This is a genomic window from Agromyces sp. PvR057, assembly GCF_040547485.1.
Taxonomy (GTDB): Bacteria; Actinomycetota; Actinomycetes; order Actinomycetales; family Microbacteriaceae; genus Agromyces.
In genome coordinates this window covers 196,015-217,134 of the sequence record NZ_JBEPPT010000003.1, presented here as the reverse complement: position 1 = coordinate 217,134, position 21,120 = coordinate 196,015, and the positions used below count along the sequence as shown (strand labels likewise).

The 21,120-nt window shown below is 71.1% G+C and carries 14 protein-coding genes; 9 read left to right on the top strand and 5 right to left on the bottom strand.

What is annotated here, in order from left to right; all coding sequences use genetic code 11:
- Window positions 1–41 precede the first annotated feature (41 nt).
- Window positions 42–1,352 carry a TetR/AcrR family transcriptional regulator gene (locus ABIC29_RS13685; protein WP_354246149.1) on the top strand — a complete coding sequence of 437 codons (1,311 nt, stop codon included), beginning with the start codon at window positions 42–44 and terminating at the stop codon, window positions 1,350–1,352.
- Between the two features lie 86 nt (window positions 1,353–1,438).
- Window positions 1,439–2,332 (top strand): formylglycine-generating enzyme family protein, encoded by an 894-nt coding sequence (locus ABIC29_RS13680; protein ID WP_354246504.1) that lies wholly within the window; start codon window positions 1,439–1,441, stop codon window positions 2,330–2,332.
- 97 nt (window positions 2,333–2,429) lie between these two features.
- Here ABIC29_RS13680 and ABIC29_RS13675 read toward each other — a convergent pair whose 3' ends face one another.
- Window positions 2,430–3,566 (bottom strand): LLM class flavin-dependent oxidoreductase, encoded by a 1,137-nt coding sequence (locus tag ABIC29_RS13675; protein ID WP_354246146.1) that lies wholly within the window; start codon window positions 3,564–3,566, stop codon window positions 2,430–2,432.
- Between the two features lie 212 nt (window positions 3,567–3,778).
- On the opposite strand from ABIC29_RS13675, the gene ABIC29_RS13670 reads away from it, so the two are divergent.
- The 6 genes from ABIC29_RS13670 (at window position 3,779) to ABIC29_RS13645 (ending at window position 12,061) form a co-directional block, all read left to right on the top strand.
- Complete coding sequence (locus ABIC29_RS13670) at window positions 3,779–5,227, top strand: pyridoxal phosphate-dependent decarboxylase family protein (RefSeq protein WP_116080127.1); 1,449 nt, start codon at window positions 3,779–3,781, stop codon at window positions 5,225–5,227.
- A complete protein-coding gene (locus ABIC29_RS13665) occupies window positions 5,224–6,693 on the top strand; it encodes a lysine N(6)-hydroxylase/L-ornithine N(5)-oxygenase family protein (protein ID WP_116080126.1) in 1,470 nt (489 codons plus the stop codon). Before ABIC29_RS13670 ends, ABIC29_RS13665 begins: the two co-directional genes overlap by 4 nt.
- Window positions 6,690–7,283 (top strand): GNAT family N-acetyltransferase, encoded by a 594-nt coding sequence (locus tag ABIC29_RS13660; protein ID WP_116080125.1) that lies wholly within the window; start codon window positions 6,690–6,692, stop codon window positions 7,281–7,283. The genes ABIC29_RS13665 and ABIC29_RS13660 overlap by 4 nt, the downstream gene beginning before the upstream one ends.
- Complete coding sequence (locus ABIC29_RS13655; RefSeq protein WP_354246142.1) at window positions 7,280–9,223, top strand: IucA/IucC family protein; 1,944 nt, start codon at window positions 7,280–7,282, stop codon at window positions 9,221–9,223. The genes ABIC29_RS13660 and ABIC29_RS13655 overlap by 4 nt, the downstream gene beginning before the upstream one ends.
- Before the next feature lie 10 nt (window positions 9,224–9,233).
- Window positions 9,234–11,357 carry a penicillin acylase family protein gene (locus ABIC29_RS13650; protein WP_354246139.1) on the top strand — a complete coding sequence of 708 codons (2,124 nt, stop codon included), beginning with the start codon at window positions 9,234–9,236 and terminating at the stop codon, window positions 11,355–11,357.
- 86 nt (window positions 11,358–11,443) lie between these two features.
- Window positions 11,444–12,061: a GNAT family N-acetyltransferase gene (locus ABIC29_RS13645; RefSeq protein ID WP_354246136.1), complete on the top strand. Its 618-nt coding sequence runs from the start codon at window positions 11,444–11,446 to the stop codon at window positions 12,059–12,061.
- A 66-nt stretch (window positions 12,062–12,127) separates the two neighbouring features.
- On the opposite strand, the gene ABIC29_RS13640 is transcribed toward ABIC29_RS13645, so the two are convergent.
- Both ABIC29_RS13640 and ABIC29_RS13635 read right to left on the bottom strand, forming a co-directional pair.
- Window positions 12,128–12,895 carry a DeoR/GlpR family DNA-binding transcription regulator gene (locus ABIC29_RS13640; RefSeq protein ID WP_116082035.1) on the bottom strand — a complete coding sequence of 256 codons (768 nt, stop codon included), beginning with the start codon at window positions 12,893–12,895 and terminating at the stop codon, window positions 12,128–12,130.
- A gap of 114 nt (window positions 12,896–13,009) precedes the next feature.
- Window positions 13,010–18,139 (bottom strand): beta-galactosidase, encoded by a 5,130-nt coding sequence (locus tag ABIC29_RS13635; protein WP_354246132.1) that lies wholly within the window; start codon window positions 18,137–18,139, stop codon window positions 13,010–13,012.
- A gap of 327 nt (window positions 18,140–18,466) precedes the next feature.
- On the opposite strand from ABIC29_RS13635, the gene ABIC29_RS13630 reads away from it, so the two are divergent.
- The gene (locus tag ABIC29_RS13630; RefSeq protein WP_116080121.1) at window positions 18,467–19,513 is read left to right on the top strand and encodes an NAD(P)-dependent alcohol dehydrogenase; all 1,047 of its coding nucleotides are present in this window, start codon (window positions 18,467–18,469) and stop codon (window positions 19,511–19,513) included.
- 324 nt (window positions 19,514–19,837) lie between these two features.
- Here ABIC29_RS13630 and ABIC29_RS13625 read toward each other — a convergent pair whose 3' ends face one another.
- Together ABIC29_RS13625 and ABIC29_RS13620 are read right to left on the bottom strand one after the other, a co-directional pair.
- Window positions 19,838–20,422: a hypothetical protein gene (locus ABIC29_RS13625; RefSeq protein WP_354246129.1), complete on the bottom strand. Its 585-nt coding sequence runs from the start codon at window positions 20,420–20,422 to the stop codon at window positions 19,838–19,840.
- A gap of 252 nt (window positions 20,423–20,674) precedes the next feature.
- The gene (locus ABIC29_RS13620) at window positions 20,675–21,118 is read right to left on the bottom strand and encodes a hypothetical protein (protein ID WP_116080120.1); all 444 of its coding nucleotides are present in this window, start codon (window positions 21,116–21,118) and stop codon (window positions 20,675–20,677) included.
- Window positions 21,119–21,120: the final 2 nt, after the last annotated feature.

The following is a 21,120-nucleotide window of genomic DNA, read 5'->3' as shown; positions in this document are numbered from 1 at the left end:
GGGTTGTGGGAGGATGTCCCGAAGACGATTCGGGGGCGGCGATGCAGCAGGCGATCACGGCGGATGCCGCAGCTCGCGCCACGGCGCCGGCGAACCGCGCAGCCGCCACCGCCCGCACCCGCGCGAACATCCTGGCCGCGGCATCCCGCCTCTTCGTCGAACGCGGCTTCGGCGCGGTCTCGATGCGCGACATCGCCGCCGAGGCCGGCCTCTCGCACCCCGGCGTGATCCGGCACTTCCCCTCGAAGGACGAGCTCCTCGAAGCGGTCGTGGCCGACTTCACCGCCCGCACCGAGGCCGAGCTCGAGGTGCAGCTCGGCCCGGGCGGCGACGGCCTGCGCACCTTCGGCGAGGTCGCGAGGCGCAACGCCGCCATCGACGGCTACCTCCCGCTCTTCACCACGCTCGCGGGCGAGGCGACGAGCGCGGCGCACCCCGCGCACGCGCAGTTCCGCGAGCGGCACGCCGAGTTGCGCGCCCGTTCCTCCGAGCTGTTCCGGGCCGCGATCGACGCCGGTGAGCTGCCGCCCACGATCGACGCCGTCGGCGAGACGATCCGCCTCGCGGCGGCGTGGGACGGCCTGCAGTTGATCTCGCTCTACCTGCCCGACCGCGTCGACATCCCGGCCATGCTCGACCGGCACCTCGACCGGCTCCGCGGCCCGGGGGCTCCGGGCCGGTCGACCGCCGCGACCGGCCGGGCCGCGGCATCCGTCGCCTCCCCGTCAGCACCGCATGCCGGCACGTTCGGCCTCGCGCCCGACGCGGAACCCGAGACGGGATACGCCCCCGGTCGGGCCCGGCGTGCGCAGATCGTGGCCGACGCCTCGGCACTGTTCGCACGCCGCGGGTTCCACGCGACGAGCCTCCGCGAGATCGCCGAGCAGGCCGGCATCGGCAAGTCGACGCTGCTGCACCACTTCTCGAGCAAGGACGAGCTGCTGAGCGCCGTGATCGCGCATCGCGACAGCACCATCGACGAGCGCATCGCGTTCGACGCGGACGCCTCGCCGACCGGGTACCTCCGCGACATCCCCCGCCACGCCCGACTGAACGCCGAGCACGAGGCCGGACTCATCGAGGTCTACGCCGTGCTCTCCGCCGAGGCGGCCGCGGCATCGCATCCGGCGCACGCCTACTTCCTCCGGCGCTTCGAGTCGGCGATCGCACAGTTCACGGGACTGTTCGCGGGCGCGGCCGAGGAACGCGGGGGCGACCCCGTCGACGCCGCCTTCGAGGCCGTCTGGCTCATCGCGATGTGGGACGGCCTGCAGCTGCAGTGGCTCTACGACCCCGAGACCGTCGACGTCGGCGACCACCTCGAGGCGCACCTCGCGCGCTTCACCCGCTGACGCGCTCCGCCTCCTCGGGTGTCGCGAGCCGCCGGGCGAGCCGTCATGCGCAGCGCGGCGGCTACGGTTGAACGGTGGCAGACGACATGGTGCGCATCACCGGGGGAACGTTCCGCATGGGCAGCGACGAGTTCTATCCCGACGAGCGCCCCGCGCACGAACGGGTCGTCGCCGACTTCCTCATCGACCGCCACCAGGTGACGAACGAGGAGTACGCGCGCTTCGTCGACGACACCGGGTACGTCACGGTCGCCGAGCGCGAGCTCGATCCGCGCGACTTCCCGGGCGCCGACCCGGCCGACCTCGTGCCCGGTGCCATGGTCTTCACGCCCACCGCCGGGCCGGTCGACCTGCGCGACTGGCGCAACTGGTGGCGGTGGCAGCCCGGCGCCCACTGGCGGGCCCCGTTCGGACCGGCGTCCGGCATCGACGACCGCCTGCGGCATCCGGTCGTGCACGTCGCGTTCGAGGATGCCACGGCCTACGCGGCCTGGGCCGGCAAGCGACTGCCCACGGAGGCCGAGCACGAGTACGCGGCGCGCGGCGGCCTCGACGGGGCGCGCTTCGCGTGGGGCGACGAGCCGTATCCCGGCGGCGTGCCGCAGGCCAACTCGTGGATCGGGCGGTTCCCGTACGACAACCAGGGCTGGGGCGGCACGGCTCCGGTCGGCTCGTACCCGGCCAACGGCTACGGGCTCTTCGACATGATCGGCAACACGTGGGAGTGGACGAGCGACTACTACACGCCCCGGCACGTGCAGCTCTCGGATGCCCCGATCGACGCGGGCAAGCGCGAGAACCTGCTCGCGGCCGCGAGCGCGCAGGAGGGCTTCGAAGCGCTCCCCCGCCGCGTGCTCAAGGGCGGGTCGCACCTCTGCTCGCCCGAGTACTGCCTCCGGTTCCGGCCCGCGGCGCGCTCACCGCAGACCGAGGACACCGGGATGTCGCACATCGGGTTCCGCTGCGCACGCGACGCCTGAGGGCTCGCCCGTGCAGTCGGTGAGCGGATGCCGCGGGCGGCCGCCTGCGGCATCCGTCGGCTGATCCGGCTCGCGGGGGCGGTGCCGTCGCCCCGGCTCAGGTCCGTCGGGGTGCGAGGTCGAGCAGCGGGGCCACGCCCTCGGCGAACCAGTACGCCTCCTCGAGGTGCGGGTAGCCCGAGAGCACGAACTCGGTGAACCCGACCGCGCGGTACTCGCGGATGAGTGCGGCGACCTCGGCGTAGCTGCCGACGAGGGCCGTGCCCGCGCCGCCGCGCACGAGGCCGATGCCGGCCCAGAGTCCGGGGTACACCTCGAGGTCCTCACGGCGCAGGCCGCCGTCGACGAGTTCGGCCTGGCGCCGCTGGCCGACCGAGGCCGACGCGAGGAACGACTCGCGGGCCTTCGCGACGACCTCGGGATCGAGGCCGGCGACGAGCTCGTCGGCCACGCGCCACGCCTCCTCGCTCGTGGGCCTGGCGATCACGTGCAGGCGGATGCCGTAGCGCAGGGTCCGTCCGCGCGTGGCCGCCGCCTCGCGGACCCGGGCGATCTTCTCCCCGGCCTGCGCCGGGGGTTCGCCCCAGGTCAGGTAGACGTCGCAGTGCGCGGCCGCGACGTCGATCGCGGCATCCGACGAGCCTCCGAGGTAGATCTCGGGCTGCACGCCGAGCTTCGGGAGCTGCGCGCCCTCGATCGTGTGGAACTCGCTGTCGACGTCGACGCGTTCGCCGTTCCAGAGCCGGCGGACGATGTCGAGGTATTCGGCCGCGCGCGCGTACCTGGCGTCCTTGCCGATGCGGTCGCCGTACTTGCGCTGCTCGGCGTCGTCGCCGCCGATGACGACGTTCACGCGCAGGCGGTCGCCGCTGTACCGCTGGAACGTCGCCGCGACCTGCGCCTGCAGCGTGGGCGACATGAGGCCGGGCCGGAACGCCACGAGGTAGTCGAGGTCGCGCGTGTGCTGTGCGAGCGAGCTCGCCGCGACCCAGCTCTCCTCGCTGCGGCCGCCGGTCGGGATGAGCACGGCGTGGTAGCCGAGCTGTTCCACCGAGCGCGCGATCTGCGACAGGTACCGGATGTCGGGCTCCCGCCGTGCGGGCGCCGCGGACTGCCCGTCGTAGGTCATCGCCGAGCCCTGGCTGAGGTCGGTGCGCGAGTCGCCCGTGAGCGGGATGAACCAGTCGAGGATGATGCCGCCGTCTGACGGTTCTGCGGAGGGGGTCTCGGTCACGTCGGGAGCCTAATCAACCCCTGCCGGGTGGCCCCCGGATGTTGCCGCGCATGACGCGCGACCGCCGCAGCCGGTCGAGCAGGTGTTTCGGCACCGGATGCCCCGCAAACGGGGGACGGAACACTTCGTCATGTTGCATGGCGACACTTAGGTAAGGCTATGCTAACCCCGGCCAATCGACCGACCGCGACCGACAGGGGGAGCCGACGCGCATGCGTGATCTGCTGATGAGTTCGACCGTTCCCGAGTACACCGACCTTCTGGGGCGCGCGACGGGGCTCGTGGCCTCTCGCGTGGCCTCCACGACCCAGCCGTTCTCGGGCGCGAGCCGCGCCGAGCTGCAGCACCTCGTCGACGCCGTCGACCTCGACGCCGAGGGCGTCGGCACGGCCGAGGCGCTGCGCGAGGTCGACGGGCTCTTCCTCGAGCACGCGATCTGGTTCCACGACCCGGCGTACGCCGCCCACCTGAACTGCCCCGTCGCCCTGCCCGCGGTCGCCGCCGAGGCGATCCTCGCCGCCGTCAACCCGTCGGTCGACACCTACGACCAGTCGGCGGTCGGCACGCTCATGGAGCGCCGACTCGTCGAGTGGACCGCACAGCGCATCGGCTTCGAGCACGGCGACGGCGTCTTCACCTCGGGCGGCACGCAGTCGAACCTGCACGCACTGCTGCTCGCCCGCGAATGGGCGCTCGCCCAGCACGGCGGCTCGCGTGCCGAGGTGCTCCCCCGCTTCAATATCCTCGCCACCGCGTCGAGCCACTTCAGCGTCGAGAAGTCGGCCCTCATCCTCGGCCTCGGCGACGACGCCGTCGTGAGCGTTCCCGACGACGGCGAGGGACGAATGGATGCCGCGGCCCTCGCCGCATCGCTCGCGGCGATCCGCACAGCCGGCCGCATCCCGATGGCCGTGGTGGCGACCGCCGGCACGACCGATCGCGGCGTCATCGACCCGGTCGCCGCGATCGCCGAGCACTGCGACGCCCACGACGTGTGGCTGCACGTCGACGCGGCCTACGGCTGCGGACTGCTCGTGTCGCGCCGGCACCGCGAGCTCATCGCCGGCATCGGGCGCGCGCGCTCGGTCACCGTCGACTTCCACAAGAGCTTCTTCCAGCCGGTCTCGTCGAGCGCGCTCGTCGTGCGCGAACCGGCCGACCTGCGGGCCGCCGCCTGGCACGCCGACTACCTGAATCCGCTCGAGAACGAGGAGCCGAACCAGGTCGACAAGTCGCTGCAGACGACCCGGCGCTTCGACGCGCTGAAGCTCTGGACGACGCTGCGCGCGATCGGCGCCGACGGCCTCGGCGACCTGTTCGACGAGGTGCTCGCGCTCGCCTCCGCCGTGGGCGACGAGGTCGCGGCCGACCCCGAGCTCGAGCTCGTCGGCCGCTCGCAGCTGAGCACGGTGCTCTTCCGCGTGCGCCCCGACGGCGCCGACGAGCAGACGCAGGATGCCCTCGTCGCGCAGGTGCGGCGCGTGCTCTTCGAGTCCGGTCGGGCGCTCGTCGCGAAGACGGTCATCGACGGGCGGCCCTGCCTCAAGCTCACCCTGCTGAACCCCGAGACGTCGGCGGCCGACATCCGCCGCGTCCTCGATCTCGTGAAGGATGCCGCGACGGCCCTCGTCGACCTGCGCGACGTGGAGGTCGTGGCGTGAGCCCGACGCAGCCCGGTGCGTCCGGCGCACCCGGCGCGCAACCCGGCGCACCCGGCCGCGTGCACGACGTCGTCGGCATCGGCATCGGCCCGTTCAACCTCGGGCTCGCGTGCCTGCTCGAGCCGCTCGCGCTCGACGCCGTGTTCCTCGACCGCGCCGACGGGTTCGCGTGGCACCACGGCATGATGCTCGACGGCGCGACGATCCAGGTGCCGTTCATGGCCGACCTCGTGACGATGGCCGACCCGACGTCGCCGTTCTCGTTCCTCAACTGGCTGAAGCAGAGCGGGCGGCTCTACCCCTTCTACATCCGCGAGAGCTTCTACCCGCTGCGCGCCGAGTACGACGCGTACTGCAGGTGGGCGAGCGAGCAGCTGCCGTCGCTGCGGTGGGGGCGCGACGTCGTCTCGGTCGACCACGACGAGGCGAACGACGTCTACACGGTCCGTGCGCTCGACCTCGCAACGGGCGACGTCGAGACCTACTCGGCCAGGCACCTCGTGCTCGGCGTCGGCACCGCGCCGACCGTGCCGGCGGCCCTGCGCGACCTGCCGGGTCTCGTCGTGCACAGCTCGGAGTACCTGCCGAACCGCGAACGCCTGCAGGGCGCCGGGTCGATCACCGTCGTCGGCAGCGGGCAGTCCGCGGCCGAGATCTACCGCGACCTGCTCGGCGACGTACGCGGGAGCGGGTCGGCCGCCGCACTCGGTGCCGACGCGGCATCCGATGGCTACCGCCTCGACTGGATCACCCGGTCGCCGCGGTTCTTCCCCATGGAGTACACGAAGCTCACGCTCGAGATGACGAGTCCCGAGTACACCGACCACTTCCACGGGCTGCCGCTCGCCCTGCGCCAGCAGCTCGGGCGCGAGCAGCGCGGCCTCTACAAGGGCATCTCGGGCGAGCTCATCGACGAGATCTACGACACGCTCTACGAGCTCAGCGCCTCGGGCCCGGTGCCGACGACGCTGCTCACCGACACCGAGCTGCTCGAGGCGTCGTGGGACGGCACGCGGTTCCGCCTGCGGCTTCGGCACGCCCAGCTCGAGCAGGAGTACGAGCGCGAGACCGACGCGCTCGTGCTCGCGACCGGCTACTCGGCCCGCGTGCCCGCGTTCCTCGACCCGGTGCGCGACCGCTTCGAGTGGGACGCGCTCGGCCGGCTCGACGTCGCCCGCGACTACAGCATCGACGGCGGGCGCGGGCGCGTCTTCGTGCAGAACGGCGAGGAGCACACGCACGGCCTCACCGCCCCCGATCTGGGCTTCGGCGCCTGGCGCAACGCCCAGATCATCGCGAACATCTGCGGCCACGAGATCTACCCGCTCGAGCGCAGCATCGCGTTCCAGCAGTTCGGGGTGCCGGCGGATGTCGCGACCGGCTCTCGAGACGGCGCCGGCGCGCCTCCTCGACCGGCGGAGGTCGGCGCTGGCGCGCCCACTCGACCGGCGGAGGTGCTGCGATGACCGTCGTGACCGACTACGAGATCGACATCCGACCCGTGGATGCCCGGCTCGACGCGCCCGCCGTGCAGCGGTGGCTGGCGCATCCGAAGTCCGCGTTCTGGGGCATGCAGGAGCTCGGCGTCGCCGAGGTCGCCGACTACCTCGCGGAGGTCTCGACGCATCCGCGCCAGGACTCCTGGCTCGGCGCGGTCGACGGCGCCCCGGCGTTCCTCGCCGAGACGTACGACCCCGCGAGCGTGCTGCTCGTCGGCATCCACGACGCGCTGCCGGGCGACCTGGGCATGCACGTGCTCGTCGCCCCGGCCGACGGCCACGCCCGCCACGGACTCACGGATGCCGTCTTCGCCGCCGTCATGCGCTGGTGCTTCGACGAGCTCGGCGCCGAGCGCGTGGTCGTCGAGCCCGACGTGCGCAACGAGCGCATCGCGGCCAAGAACGCGCGAGCCGGATTCCGCGTGCTCGGCGAGGTCGACGTGCCAGAGGGCGAGCACGTGAAGCGGGCGAACCTCTCGGTGTGCACGCGCGCCGACTTCGCGGCATCCGCCCTCGGCGCCCTTCCCGACCACGAACGACTCGGAGCCCGCGCATGACCCCGACGACGCACGCGACCGCGCAGCAGACGACCCGCCCGGCGAACCCCGCCGCGCACCTCACCGCGGCCGCGATGGCGACCGCCCAGCGGCACCTCGTGGCGAAGGCGATCGCGGAGTTCACGCACGAACGCCTGCTCGCGCCCGTGCCGGCCGCCCCCGAGGCATCCGCACGCTCCTACCGCCTCGCCCTCGACGGCGGCCGCGTCGAGTACCGCTTCGAGGCCGACCGGTTCGCCCTCGAGCACTGGGTGCTCGACGAGCCGACGCTCGAACGCCTCGTCGACGGCACGCCGACGCCCCTCGACGCGCAGGCGTTCATCATCGAGCTGCAGCCGCTGCTCGGCATCCCCGACGCACTGCTCGCGACCTACCTCGAGGAGATCGCGTCGACCCTGGCGAGCAGCGCGTTCAAGTCGACGCAGGGCGGCCCGACGGCGGCCGAGCTGGCCCGCGCCGACTTCCAGACGATCGAGTCGTCGATGACCGAGGGCCACCCGGGCTTCGTGGCGAACAACGGCCGCATCGGCTTCGGCGTCTCGGAGTACTCGACGTACGCGCCCGAGGCGGCCGAGCCGTTCACGCTCGTCTGGCTGGCCGCCCGGCGCGAGTTCACGCACTTCGCGCTCGGCGAAGGGCTCGACCGGCAGTCGTTCCTGCGCAAGCAGCTCGGGCAGGCGCAGCTCGACGCGTTCGAGGCGCGCCTCGTCGGCGCGGGCCTCGACCCGGCCGACTACCTGCTGCTGCCCGTGCACCCGTGGCAGTGGGAGCACCGCATCGCGATCACGTTCGCGCCCGACCTCGCGAAGGGCAACCTCGTGTTCCTCGGCGAGGGCTTCGACCGGTACCTCGCCCAGCAGTCGCTGCGCACGATGTTCAACGCCGACGACTGGGGCCGCGACTACGTCAAGACCGCCCTGTCGATCCAGAACATGGGGTTCCTGCGCGGCCTCTCCCCCGCGTACATGCGCGTGACGCCCGCGATCAACGACTGGGTCGGCGAGCTCGTCGAGGCCGACGAGACCCTCGGCGAGGCCGGGTTCCGCGTGCTGCGCGAGCACGCGTCGATCGGCTACACGGGCGACGCGTACCACCGCACGCGCACGGTCTCGCCGCACCGCAAGATGCTCGCCGCGCTCTGGCGCGAGAGCCCGGTGCCGCTGCTGGCCCCGAACCAGCGGCTCAGCACGATGGCCGCGCTGCTGCATCGGGATGCCGCGGGCGGCTCGGTCGCGTCCGCGCTCGTCGCGGCATCCGCCCTGCCCGCCGTCGACTGGGCGCGGGCCTACCTGCGCGCCTACCTGCTGCCCCTCGTGCACTGCCTTCGCGCATACGACCTCGCGTTCATGCCGCACGGCGAGAACCTGATCCTCGTGCTCGAGGATGCGGTGCCGGTCGGCGTCTTCATGAAGGACATCGGCGAGGAGGTCGCCCTGCTGTCGGCGCCGTCGCCGGGTTCCGGCCGACGTACGCCGCCCGTGCCCGAGGACGTGCAGCGCATCATCGCCGAGGTCGACGACCGCGAGAAGGCGCTGGCGATCTTCACCGACGTGTTCGACGGCGTGCTGCGTCACCTAGCCGGCATCCTGCACGTCGACGGCACGCTCGACGAGCACACGTTCTGGGCACTCGTGGCCGAGTGCGTCGACGAGCACGAGGTCGCGCATCCGCATCTCGCCTCGGGCATCGACCTGCGCGCCGAGACGTTCGCGCACTCGTGCCTGAACCGCCTGCAACTGCGCAACACCCTGCAGATGGTCGACCTCGCGAACCAGTCGGAGTCGCTCATCTACGCGGGCGAAATGGCGAACCCGATCGCGCGGTCGCGTCGGTTCGGGCGCACAGCCGATGGCACTGGTGCTGGTGCGGGTGCTGGTGCTGCCGACGCCGGTCACGGGGCGGATGCCGCGGCCGCCGTCGTCTCGCCCGCCTCGACGTGACGGTGCAGCCGTGATCACCCGCGACGAACGCGGCATCCCGTACCTGCGCGGCGGCGACGTCGTCGAACTCGCGGCCCTGCAGGGCGAGGCGACGGCGCACGACCGCGGATGGCAGGTCGAGATCGACCGGCGCCGCGCCGAGGGCACGCTCGCGGCGCTCATCGGCCCGGCCGGCCTCGACTGGGACGTCTTCGCCCGGCGGGCCCGTCTCGACGACACGGCGCGTCGGGCGTTCGCCGAGCTCGAGGGCGAGGACCGCTCGTTCGTCTCGGCCTACGTCGACGGCGTCCGCAGGGGCATGCGCGAGGTCGGCGCACGAGCCCCGGAGTTCGCCGAGCTCGACGCACTCTTCGGCGAGCGCGCACCCCTCGACGACTGGCCCGACCACGCGCCGCTCGGCATCCTGCACGTGGCGCACGCGCTGTTCTCGTCGTTCCCGAGCCTGCTCTTCGGCGAGCACGTCGCGCGGACCCTCGGCGACGACTGGGTCGACCTGCTGACGGGCGCGGACGACGCCGAGCCCTCGTCGGGCAGCAACGGGTGGGCGGTGCACGGCTCGTCGACCGAATCGGGGTTCCCGATGCTCGCGGGCGACCCGCATCGGCTGTTCGAGCTGCCGGGGGTCTACCAGCAGGTCGGCCTCGCCTGCGACGAGTTCGACGTCATCGGCCTCGCGTTCCCCGGCGTGCCAGGGGTCGCGCACTTCGGGCACACCGGGCACGCGGCCTGGGGCGTCACGAACGCCATGGCGCACAGCGTCGACGTGTTCCGCGAGCGCCTCCGCCGCGTCCCCGACTCCCCCGCCGACGCTGCCGCGTCGGGCACCACGGCCTACGAAGCCCTCGGCCCCGACGGCTGGCGTGCGGCATCCGTCGAGCACTCGACCATCGCGGTGCGCGGCGCCGCCCCGGTCGAGGTCGAGGCGATCGAGACCGAGCGCGGCACCGTCGTCACCGACCTGTCGCCCCTGGCTGACGGCGAGTTCGAGGCCTGGAGCGTGCGGATGCCGGCGCGCGCCGACCGCGACCTCGGATTCGCCGCGCTGCTGCCGTTGCTGCGCGCCTGCTCGGCGGCCGACGTCGTCACGGCGTTCGACCGCTGGGTCGACCCGGTGAACCGCGTGCTCGCCGCCGACCGGCGGGGCACCGTGCTCTCGGCGACCGTCGGCCGCGCGCCCGATCGCACGCGCGCCGAGCGTCGCCTCCCCCTCGATGGCCGGCTCACCCGTGCGGTCGGGGATCGACGGATGCCGCCGGCCACGCCCGTCGACACGATCGCCGTGGATGCGAACGAGCGCCCGACACGCTCCGACGCGGATCTCGGGCGCGCGTACGCCCCGCCGCACCGCGCCCGCCGCATCCGCGAGCTGCTCGAGGCGCAGCCCCCCGCGACCGTCGACGACCTCGCACCCATCTGGGGCGACGCGCTCCTCGGCGGACTCGACGACTGGCTCGCGCTGCTGCCGGCGGGGGCGGATGGCGCGCCCGCGACACCCGATGCAGGCGCCGCGCTCGACGAACTCCGCGCGTGGGACGGCGTCATGCACGCCGACTCCGCGGGCGCCGCGCGCTTCGCCGCCTTCCGCGAGGAGCTCGTGGCCCGCGTCGCCGCCCTGCCCGAGCTCGCACGCCTGCACGACCCGCATCCGTTCGGCGCGATCTACGACCCGTGGATGGGCGCCCGTGGCCGTATCGCCGCTGCCCTGCCCGGGCTCCTGCACGCTCCCGCCCTCGCCGCCCACCGCGACGCGCTCGTGCGCGACGCACTGAGCGCGGCCACCGCACGCCCGGCCGAGACCTGGGGCGACGAACATCGGCTGCTCCCCCTGCACGTCTTCGCGGACATCGACGGCGTCGCGGACCCGGGCCGAGACCTCGACGCCCCGCTCGGCGGCGACGGCGAGTCCGTGCGCTGCACCGGATCCACGCCCGGCGTCACCCGTCGCAGCTGGCGCGGCTCGGTCGCGCGCTGGGCGTGGGATCTCGGGGGTCGCGACCGCAGCCGCTGGAGCGTGCCCTTCGGCGCCTCCGGCGACCCCGCCTCGCCGCACTTCGCCGACCAGCTCGCCGACTGGGTCGCCGCCGATCCCCCGCCCGTCGGCCCACCGCCGGGCGGACCGCCGCCGGTCGAGTAGCGCGAAGCGCGTCTCGAGACCAGCGCCCACTTGCGCCCCATCGGCGCCCGCCACCGACATCCGCTCTCCACCGAATCGAGCCGAGCATGACCGAGTCCACCAGCACGACGACCGCCAGCACCGATCGCCTCGCGACCGGCCGCCCCGGCGACCTCGTGCACACCGCCCACGACCCCGCCCTCGGCACGATCGAGGTCTTCGTGCTCGACCCCGACGCGCACCTCGACGTGATCCATGCGTGGGTGACGCAGCCGCGGGCGAGGTTCTGGGGGCTCGGCGAGCTCTCTCGGCAGGAGCTGCGCGACCTCTACGCCTACGTCGACGGGCTCGAGACCCACCACGCGTTCCTGGTCTTCCGCGACGGCACGCCCGTCGTGCTGCTGCAGACCTACGAGCCCGAGCACGACCCGGTCGGCGAGTGCTACATCGTCGAGCCGGGCGACGTCGGGCTGCACGTCTTCATCGGCGACCGTGGCGCACCGATCGACGCCTTCACGACCCGCATCTCACGCGTGCTCGGCGACTTCCTCTTCGCCTCACCCGGCGCGCAGCGAATCGTCATCGAACCCGACGTCGACAACGAGGCCGCCGTGCAGCGCATGGTGCGCACCGGGTTCGAACCCGGTCCGGTCATCGACCTGCCGACCAAGCGCGGACAGCTCGCGTTCCTCTCCCGTGACCGGTGGCTCAGCAGCGGGCGGTGATCCACCGAGACGACACGGAGATGCCCGCACATCGGCTCCCGCTGCGTGCAGGACGCCTGAGACCGGTCAGTCGGTCGCAGCGATCTTCACGGCGACGCCCGCAGCGCGCAGCGCTTCGAGCTCACCGGCATCTGCGGCTGAATCGGTGATGAGGGTGCCGATCCTCGAGGTCGGCACCGTCTGCACGATGGAGTCGACGCCGACTTTCGTGTGATCGACCAGTGCGATGATCTCGGTGCTCGAGTCGGCGGCCGCCCGATCGACGCCCGCGACGTGGGCGTTCGGGGTGGTCAGCCCCGTCCGCCCGGTCAGGCCGTTGCCCGAGAGGAAGAGCTTCTGGAATCTGAGCCGCCCGATCGCCCGCTCGGCGGCGCCGCCGACGGTCGCGCGGATCTCACCGCGGAACACCCCGCCGATCAGGATCGTCTCGACACCCGGCGCGTCGCGGAGCGCGTCGGCGACCAGGATCGACGTCGTGGCGACCATGATCCTGCGCTCCACGAGCCGCTTCGCGAGCTCCTGCGTGGTCGTTCCCGGGCCGAGCATCACGACGTCGCCGTCTGCGATCAGCTCCGCTGCTTCGAGCGCGATCGACCGCTTCTCGAGCGAGGCGACGGTCGATTTCTCGAGGTACGTCGGCTCCTCGATCGAGAGGCGCGCGATCGTCGCACCCCCGCGGCGGCGCGTGACGATCTTGGCCTCCTCGAGTGCGATGAGGTCTCGGCGCACCGTGACCTGCGACGAGTGCACGAGACGGGCGATCTCCGTCACGCTCAGGGATCCGTTCAACGACAGCGCGGAGACGATCACCTGACGCCGTTCCTCTGTGAACATCGACACCTCACCTCCCGCATTGCCGGTGCGCTGCAGCGGGTTCATGCTAGCCCCGTTGCGAACGCAGAAGCCCCCGACGAGAGTGCACTCGTCGGGGGCGGCCTGCAGGCGGGACTACTTCGACACGGCGACCGTCAACGGCGCGGACGTCGTGGCACCCGCTTGGTTCCGGAACTCGACCGTGTAGGTGTGCGTGCCGATCGGCCGATCCGTCACGTGCACGGTGGCCCGCTGCGCCTTCGGCGTCGCTGCCGTCAAGTTCCCAGCGCCGATCTCGACGCCGTCCTCGAGGAACCGGTACGCGGTCGCGTTCGTCCCCCACCACAGGTCGGCGGTCACGGTGTAGTCGCCGTCACGGTCCCAATTGTCGGAGGAGAGCACGGGCTTGCCCGGGTTCGCGTCGGTCACGCTCACGGTGAGCGCCATGGACTGGGTCCGGCCCTTCGAGTTCTTCAGCACCGCCACGTACTTGTGCTCGCCGTTGCCGAGGCCGGCGATGTCGACGGTCGCCTTCTGCGCCCGTCGCCCATCGGCATCGAGGTACTGCTTCGAGACGAGGGTGCCGTCCTGGTAGAGCTGGAACACCGAGGCGTTCTCGCCCCACCAGTTGTTCCAGGTGATCCGGAAGGCGCCGTGCTGGAGCCCGGTGTCCCACCCGTTGTCCGAGGAGAGGACGCCCGGTGCGGGGACCGCGATCGCGCCGTCATCCGACGGGACGTCCGGCAGCGTCACGGGGGTGCTCGATGCCGACCGTGCTCCCTCGCCCACCGCGTTGATGGCGGCCACCTCGTATCCGTGCGTGCTGCCCAGCTCCAGCCCGGTCACGGTGCACGTGGTGACGGAGTCCGACACCTCGCAGACCGGTTCCGGTACGCCGGCCTCGTAGACGACGTAGCCCGTGATCGGGCTCCGGCCGTCATCGCCGGGCTCGGACCAGGTCACGGTGATGGACGTGTCGCCCGCGGCGACCGCGGTCGGGGCATCCGGAGCCCCCGGAGCCGTCGCCGGGGCCTCGTAGGTGAACGCCACCGGGTCGCTCGTGCCGCCCGCCGTGGTCACCGCGACCTCGACCGTGCCCGCATCGTGCGCCGGAGCGTCGAAGACGAGCGTGGTGCTGTCGGAGTTCACGTCGGAGTCCACCGAGGTCGGCACGATCGGGTCGGAGCCGTCGACCGAGACCGTCGACTCGGCCGTGAATCCCGTGCCGCTCAGCGTCACGACCGTCCCGCCGTCGACCGGCCCATGGTTCGGGGTGGCTCCGGCGATCGTCGGCACCGGGAGGTAGGTGTACACGGCCGGCGCGCTCGTCGCCGCCCCCGTGGCCACCGTGACCTCGACCCGGCCCGCAGCGTGCTCCGGTGCCGTGAACCGCAGCGACGTGCCGTCGGATGCCACGTCGGCGACCGCGATCGCGTCCGAGCCGTCGACCGAGACCGTCGACTCCGCCGTGAAGCCCGTGCCGGTGAGCGTCACGGCGTTGCCGCCCGCCGCCGGACCGGCCGCCGGCGCGACCGTTGCCACGGTCGGCACGATCGGTTCATCGGTGGCGCAGTGGATCTCCGCGTTGCCCCAGTCGGCGTTGTCGTGCCCGTTCCCGTTGCCGCCGTCACCGACGGTCAGGGTGAGCCGCTTCACGCCGGTGATGTCGACCTGGATGTCGCGGGGCGGATTCGTCCCGGCGATCGTGGGCGTGGTCAGCAGCGTCGTGCCGTCGCCGATCACGGTGAAGGTGACCGAGCCCTTGTTCGCCGAGCCGACGTCGAGACCGACGGTGCTGGTGAACGACGTGCACTGCTCGGGCAGATCGACCACGACGGTGCTGATCGCGTTGACGCCGATGCCCTTGGGGTACGTGACGCCGTTCATCGTGAGTGGTGCGCCGTTGACGCTGACGTCGCGGCCGATCGTGCCCCATCCGGACACCGACGAGACCCAGTCCATGTCGCTGACGAACGTGTCGCCCGCGAACCTCACGGGGAACGTCAACGTGTTGCCCGACGTCCGGGTCGTCCCGTCGGCCTGCCATTCGGCGGTCGCGACGACCTCGTAGTCGGCCGCGGTGACGGTGGTCGGCACGGTGACCGTCCACGCGACGGGAGCCGAGGCTCCTGGTGCGAGGTCGGCGATCGCGGTCGCGGCTGACGGAACGACCTTCCAGCCGGTCGGCACGCCGAGCTTCGCCGTGACATCCGCCTCGGTGGCGCCGCGGTTGGCGACCGTCCCGGTGACGTGGATGACGTCGCCGCCCTTGCTCGTGTCGCTCGCGTCGCTCGTGAGGTGGTCGACGGAGACCTGGTCGACGACGTCGCCGTCTCCGTAGACGGACGCGCTCCAGTCGGGGGCGTCGTTCAGCGTCAGGTCGACCCCGCCGCGCACCGTCCCGAGGTCGGCGAGCACTATCTGCTCGAGCCCGTTCCCGGGTCCGCCGTCACTCGTCACCTCGATCGCGAGGGTGTTCTCCCCCTGCGGGTCGAGGATGCCGTTCGGCAGCACGAACGTGTGCTGCGGGCCGACGTTCGCGATGTACTGGCCGACGTTCCATCCGTTCAGGTAGATCAGCGCACGGTAGTTCCCCGTGCCCTGCGGCTTGGATGCGTCGCCGATGGTGAGGCCGAGCGAGGCATCCGTCGTGTCGGGGATGTCGAGGGCGAACGAGGTGCGGTACCAGGTCGTTCCCGGCATCGCGCCTTCGGACGGAAGCGTCGCGGTCGCCCAGTCGTCGTCGGGGAAGCCCGGCAGGTACCAGCCGCTGCGCTCACCGTACTGGCCGCCGACGTTGTTCGATCCGCGGGCGGTGTCGACGACGTCCTCTCCGCCGAGGGTGCCCTGCACCTTCCACGAGATCGGCGTCGCGACGGTTCCCTTGGCCCCGCTCATCGTCGTCGAGATGAGTCCGCGACCCTCCTTCTGCGCGTCGTTGACGCCGCCGTCCTGGTTGTGGCCGTTGTTGCGCACCATGACCGCGAGCGTGTGCTTCCCCGCCCGCAATTGCTCGGGGATCGTGAACTTCGCGGTTCCCGTCGTGGGCGGCGCGGATGTCCCGGTGGCGAGCACGTTCTGGCCGAGGTAGACGCCGTCGAGCCAGACCTGCAGCAGGCCGGCACCGCCCGCGCCGTAGTACATGGCGAGCTGCGACGCATCCGCCGATCCGGTGTACGTGCCGCGGTACCAGACGTCGCCCTGGTGGAATCCGTAGTCGTCGGCGGTCAGCACCGGGGCGCCCGTCGGCGGCTTGGTCGTGCTCGTGGTGGTCGTCTCGGTCGCGGCCGTCCAGTCCGTGTCATCGAACGAGGGGTCCGATTCCGGCGAGCCAGGTGCGGTCGCCCAGGTCGCCTGCGTCAGGTCGGGCAGGGAGACCTCGTCGACGCCCGCGAGCTGAGACGTCGACCGGAGGTCTCCGCTGAGGCCCGCCGTCGTGGCGACGTCGGCGCCGTTCCACGTGACCGCCGTGACGCCCGCCGGCGCCCACACCTGGAGGTCGACGGCGTCCGCGGTGTCGCCGGTGAGGGCGAGCGTCGAGCTGTCGATCGTCGCGGTGCGGACGAGCTCCGGTCCGCGCTCGAGCACGACGCCGGCGGGCGTCGTCTGCACCCAGAACTCCCCTGCGGTGGTCGTGTCGGCCAGCAGGAGCGTGAGGTCGGGGCGTCCGCCGCCCGAGATGCGCACCTCGGCCAGGCCGTCGTGCACGTAGTCGAGTCGCAGGTCGCCCTTCGCCGCGTCGAACGTGCTGGTCACCGAGCCCGAGAGCACGGTCACCGTCGGCTCCGACGCGTACCGAAGGACGGTCTCCCCGTCTCCGCCGTCGCGTCCGTGGAGCAGGACCGTGTCGGCATCCTCGCGGGCGAAGTGGGTCATGATCTCGGAGGTCGAGTACACGAGGTGCTGGCCGTCGAGGTCGTAGTCGGCGACGAGCGTCTTGGCGTCCTGCCCGTTCAGTCGCACGGTTCCGGACTGGGGGACGGTGTAGCTGCCGTCATCCGTCGTGATCGGGAACGTGAACGCATCGTTCGTCGTGCCGTTCGACGGGTTGTGCACGGTGAAGAAGAAGTCCGTGCCGGATTCGGGGTCCTGCGTGTGCAGCACCTTGACCTTGGACGACGAAGGCGTGACATCCGTGCTTCGCTCGAGGTTGGAGACCTCCGGCACGGACTGCACGAAGTTGCCGAGCAGCTTCATCGCCGTGGCCTTCGGGCGGATCTGGCGCGCCTCGCTGATCGCAGCTCCGTAGTCGTACGAGGTGTACACGACGGGCGCCGCGAGCCAACCCCAGTTCGTGCCGCCGATGGTCATGTAGTAGTTCTGGATGCTGAGGCCGTTGGCGAGGTAGTTGCCGTAGAAGACCCGCTCCATGCCGGGTCCGGTCCGCTGCGCGGTGCACTCGTAGGAACCCCAGCTCCCCCAGTAGTCGAACCAGCCGCCGCCGATCTCGGCCCCGAACCCGGGGGTGTTCGGCGACGCGGTCGCCCCGCCCGTGGCGCCACCCGTGCCGAAGATGCCCCAGTCGGGCGCGGCCGACGGCGATCCCACGGAGCCGTTCGTGCTGCAGGAGCCCGACGCGTACCCGTCGAAGGCGTACATGTCGACCGGTCCTTCGACCGTGCCGGGCACGTTCGACCCCTCGGGCACCCAGATGCCGTTGCGACCCTTGTCGTTGTGGAAGATCGGCACGTCGATGCCGTCGGCACGCACTGTGTCGTAGAGGTGCTGCATGTAGTTCTTCTGGGTCGTGCCGGTGGAGGCGAGCTCGTTCTCGATCTGGTCGAGGATGACGCTGCCGGAGCCGTCGGTGAGCTGGTGACGGGCGAGGATCGCATCGATCTGCGTCATCCACTCTTCGACCGCCGCGAGGTAGTCGGGCGCATCGGTGCGCGCCTTGCCGGGCACGTCGATCATCCAGTCGGGGAATCCGCCGCCCTGCGTCTCGGCGTTGACGTACGGGCCCGGTCGCGCGATCACGTAGAGGCCGGCCTCCTCGGCCATGTCGAGCAGCGCGTCCACGTCGCGGATACCGGTGAAGTCGTAGACCCCCTGGGCCGGCGAGTGGAAGGCCCAGTCGAAGTAGATCGAGACCGCGTTGTATCCGTTCGCCTTCATCTTCTGGAAGGTGTCCAGCCAGAGGCTCTGGTTCGGCGAGCGCCAGTAGTGGAACTCGCCCGACCAGACGACGAGTCGTTGGCCGTCGATCTTCAACGAGCCGCCGTCGAAGGTGATGTCGTGGTGTTCATCGGTCGCTTCGGCGCTCACCGACCGCATCGTGCCCGTTGCCGGGAGCTCTCCGGCGACCGCGGCGGCCGTCGGTGGGATCGCAAGCGCCAGGGTTGCGAGTGCACCGGCGAACGCCAGTACGAATGACCTCTTCATCGAGTACCTTCCAACGACCTGCGTCGGGCGAAGCGACCGACCGCGCCCCGATGCTAGGGAAACGCATTCCCTACCGTCAACGACTTGGCTGCAACTGATCGCGCATGCGATGTGAACGATCACACGCGATCAGAGGCCACGAGACCTCGTCGACATAAGCTGGACACTCCGCTCTCACCGTCCCACCGCTCGACCCTGAAGGAGTCCGCCGTGCGCACCGTCCACGCCTACGCCGCCCCGTCCGCCACCGAGCCGCTCGTCCCCACGACGATCGAACGTCGCGAGGTGGGACCGAGCGACGTGCTCATCGCGATCCGGTACGCCGGCGTGTGCCACTCCGACATCCACACCGTGCGCGGCGACTGGGGTCCGATCACCTACCCGCAGGTCGTCGGGCACGAGATCGTCGGCGAGGTCGTCGAGGTCGGGGCGGATGTCACGAAGCACGCCGTCGGCGAGCGAGTCGGCGTCGGCTGCATGGTCAACTCGTGCCGCGAGTGCGAGAACTGCAAGGCCGGCATGGAGAACTACTGCCTGAAGGGCAACACCCAGACCTACGCCGCCCGCGACCGTGACGGCTCGATCACGCAGGGCGGCTACTCGACCCACATCGTGGTCGACGAGGACTTCGTGCTGAAGGTACCTGCGACGATCCCCTACGAGGCAGCCGCGCCGCTGCTCTGCGCCGGCATCACGACCTACTCGCCGCTCGCGCACTGGAACGCCGGGCCCGGCAAGCGCGTCGCGGTCGTCGGGCTCGGCGGACTCGGCCACATGGCCGTCAAGATCGCGGCGGCCATGGGCGCCGAGGTGACGGTGCTCTCGCAGACGCTCTCCAAGCGCGACGACGGCGTGCGCTTCGGCGCGACCGACTACTTCGCCACGAGCGACGACACGACGTGGGACGAGCTCCGTAACCGCTTCGACCTCGTCATCAACACGGTCAGCGCCCCCATCGACCTGCGCAAGTACCTCTCGCTGCTCGCGCTCGACGGCACGTTCGTGAGCGTCGGCGCCCCGCCTGAGCCGCTGCCCGTGCACGTGTTCACGCTCTTCGGCAACCGCCGCTCGTTCGCGGGCTCGAGCATCGGCAGCATCGGCGAGACGCAGGAGATGCTCGACTTCTGCGCCGAGCACGGCATCGCGCCCGAGATCGAACTCATCTCGGCCGCCCAGATCAACGAGGCCTACGAGCGCGTGCTCAAGAGCGACGTGCGCTACCGCTTCGTGATCGACGCCAAGACCCTCGCCGGCTAGCTCAACGCGGTGACGGATGCCGCGGCGCGCCCTCCTCGCGGAACGCTGCCGCCTGCGGCATCCGGCCCACGAACCCTGGTTGCCGTCCGTCGCCCGCTCGCCATCATTCGCCCCGGGACCTGGTTGCAGTTAACGGACCCCGGATTCTATTGATCGATGCAACACCCCGTTCTGGAGGTTGTTGCTCGTGGTGTTGTCGTTCTCTTCTCCCGCGGCTGTGCGGTTTCTGGCCGCGATCGAACCTTCGGGGCGTTGGCGGACCGGCTATCGGGCGCCAGCGATCCACGCGAGAGAGGTTGGCCAAGGACAGAGACGGCGTGGACGTCATCCCGTTGTAGTCACTGTGCAGGTCGTGGGTGTGAACTTGACACCGAGCGGGAGATCTTGCTGGACAACGGGTTCCCCGAGGGCCCACGTCGTTCTCAGTCCCTCTAGGTGACCGCTTGTCTGCCCTCCGGTGTCAACGACCGCGACGAGGACCCCGGTCACCTCGTCGTCACCGAACCAGGTTTCGTTCTGTTCGGCTTCGTGGGCGATGTGCATGATCTCGGCATCATCGAGCGCTGAGAGAGGCGGCAATGAAGAGACGACGCCGACGGCAGCCACTCCCCGGTCGCGCGGATTGATCGGGGATGCGTTCATGAGTGACCCGTCGGACATCGCGGCTAGGTCTGCGGCGATGTACAGCTTTGGTGCGTAGGCATCCTCGCTGAGCCGGCAGTCGCGTGGCGACGAAACGACGACTGGAAAGTGTGTGGTGGAGGACAGTCGAACGATCAGTCCGCCGAGAATCAGCGTTCCAACCGCGACGGTGACGGCCAGTGCGATCACCCACCCGCGCAGTACACGGGCCTTGTGCTGGTAGGCCTGCTCAGGCGGCCATTGCACCTCACGCAGCGGACTGATCACCGGGACTCCCTTCGAACGGCACGCCACATTGTTTCGAACGCAGAAGGTGACCGAAGGTCCGCATCTGGATCGTCATGCAGTTGTGACCGCGTCGCCATCCCTTGCGGGCGCCCGAGAGAGCCGGGCGAGCGTGAGGAGAGTGGTCATCGATCTCACCGATGGTGACCGGACCTGTCACGGACAGTTTGGAACGGTCAACCGATGCCAGCCCGCCACCCTTCGTTGCAGGGTGGCGAGCCGCAGGAGTCAGTCCTACTTGGCGATGCGGAAGACGTGGACGACGACCTTGCCGTTCAACACCTGCGAGTTACCGACGACGAATCCCTTGAACCAGGTCGAGCCGACGGCGAGGTCTTCCGACTCGGACGCGAACTCGGCGGCAAGTGCCTCCGGGGTGACGTCGGCGTCCGGGGTGAACGTGAGACGCAGACGCTCGATCTGCGTGGTCTTCGCGGTGATCGTGTTGAGGAGAGCGGCGGGCGCGTTGTAGGACGCGAATCCTGCCGCCGCCGTGGTGGTTGCGGTGGACGTGAGAACCCAGTCACCACCGCGGACGTGTGCCGCTCCGATGGTGCCGTGCGTCAGGTACGGCGAGCCCAGGTCAAGGGCGTCGGCGGCGTTGGCCGCTCCCGACGCACCGAACACGCCGGCGATGACAAGTGAGGTGGTGAGGGCGGTCTTGGCGATCTTGTTCATTC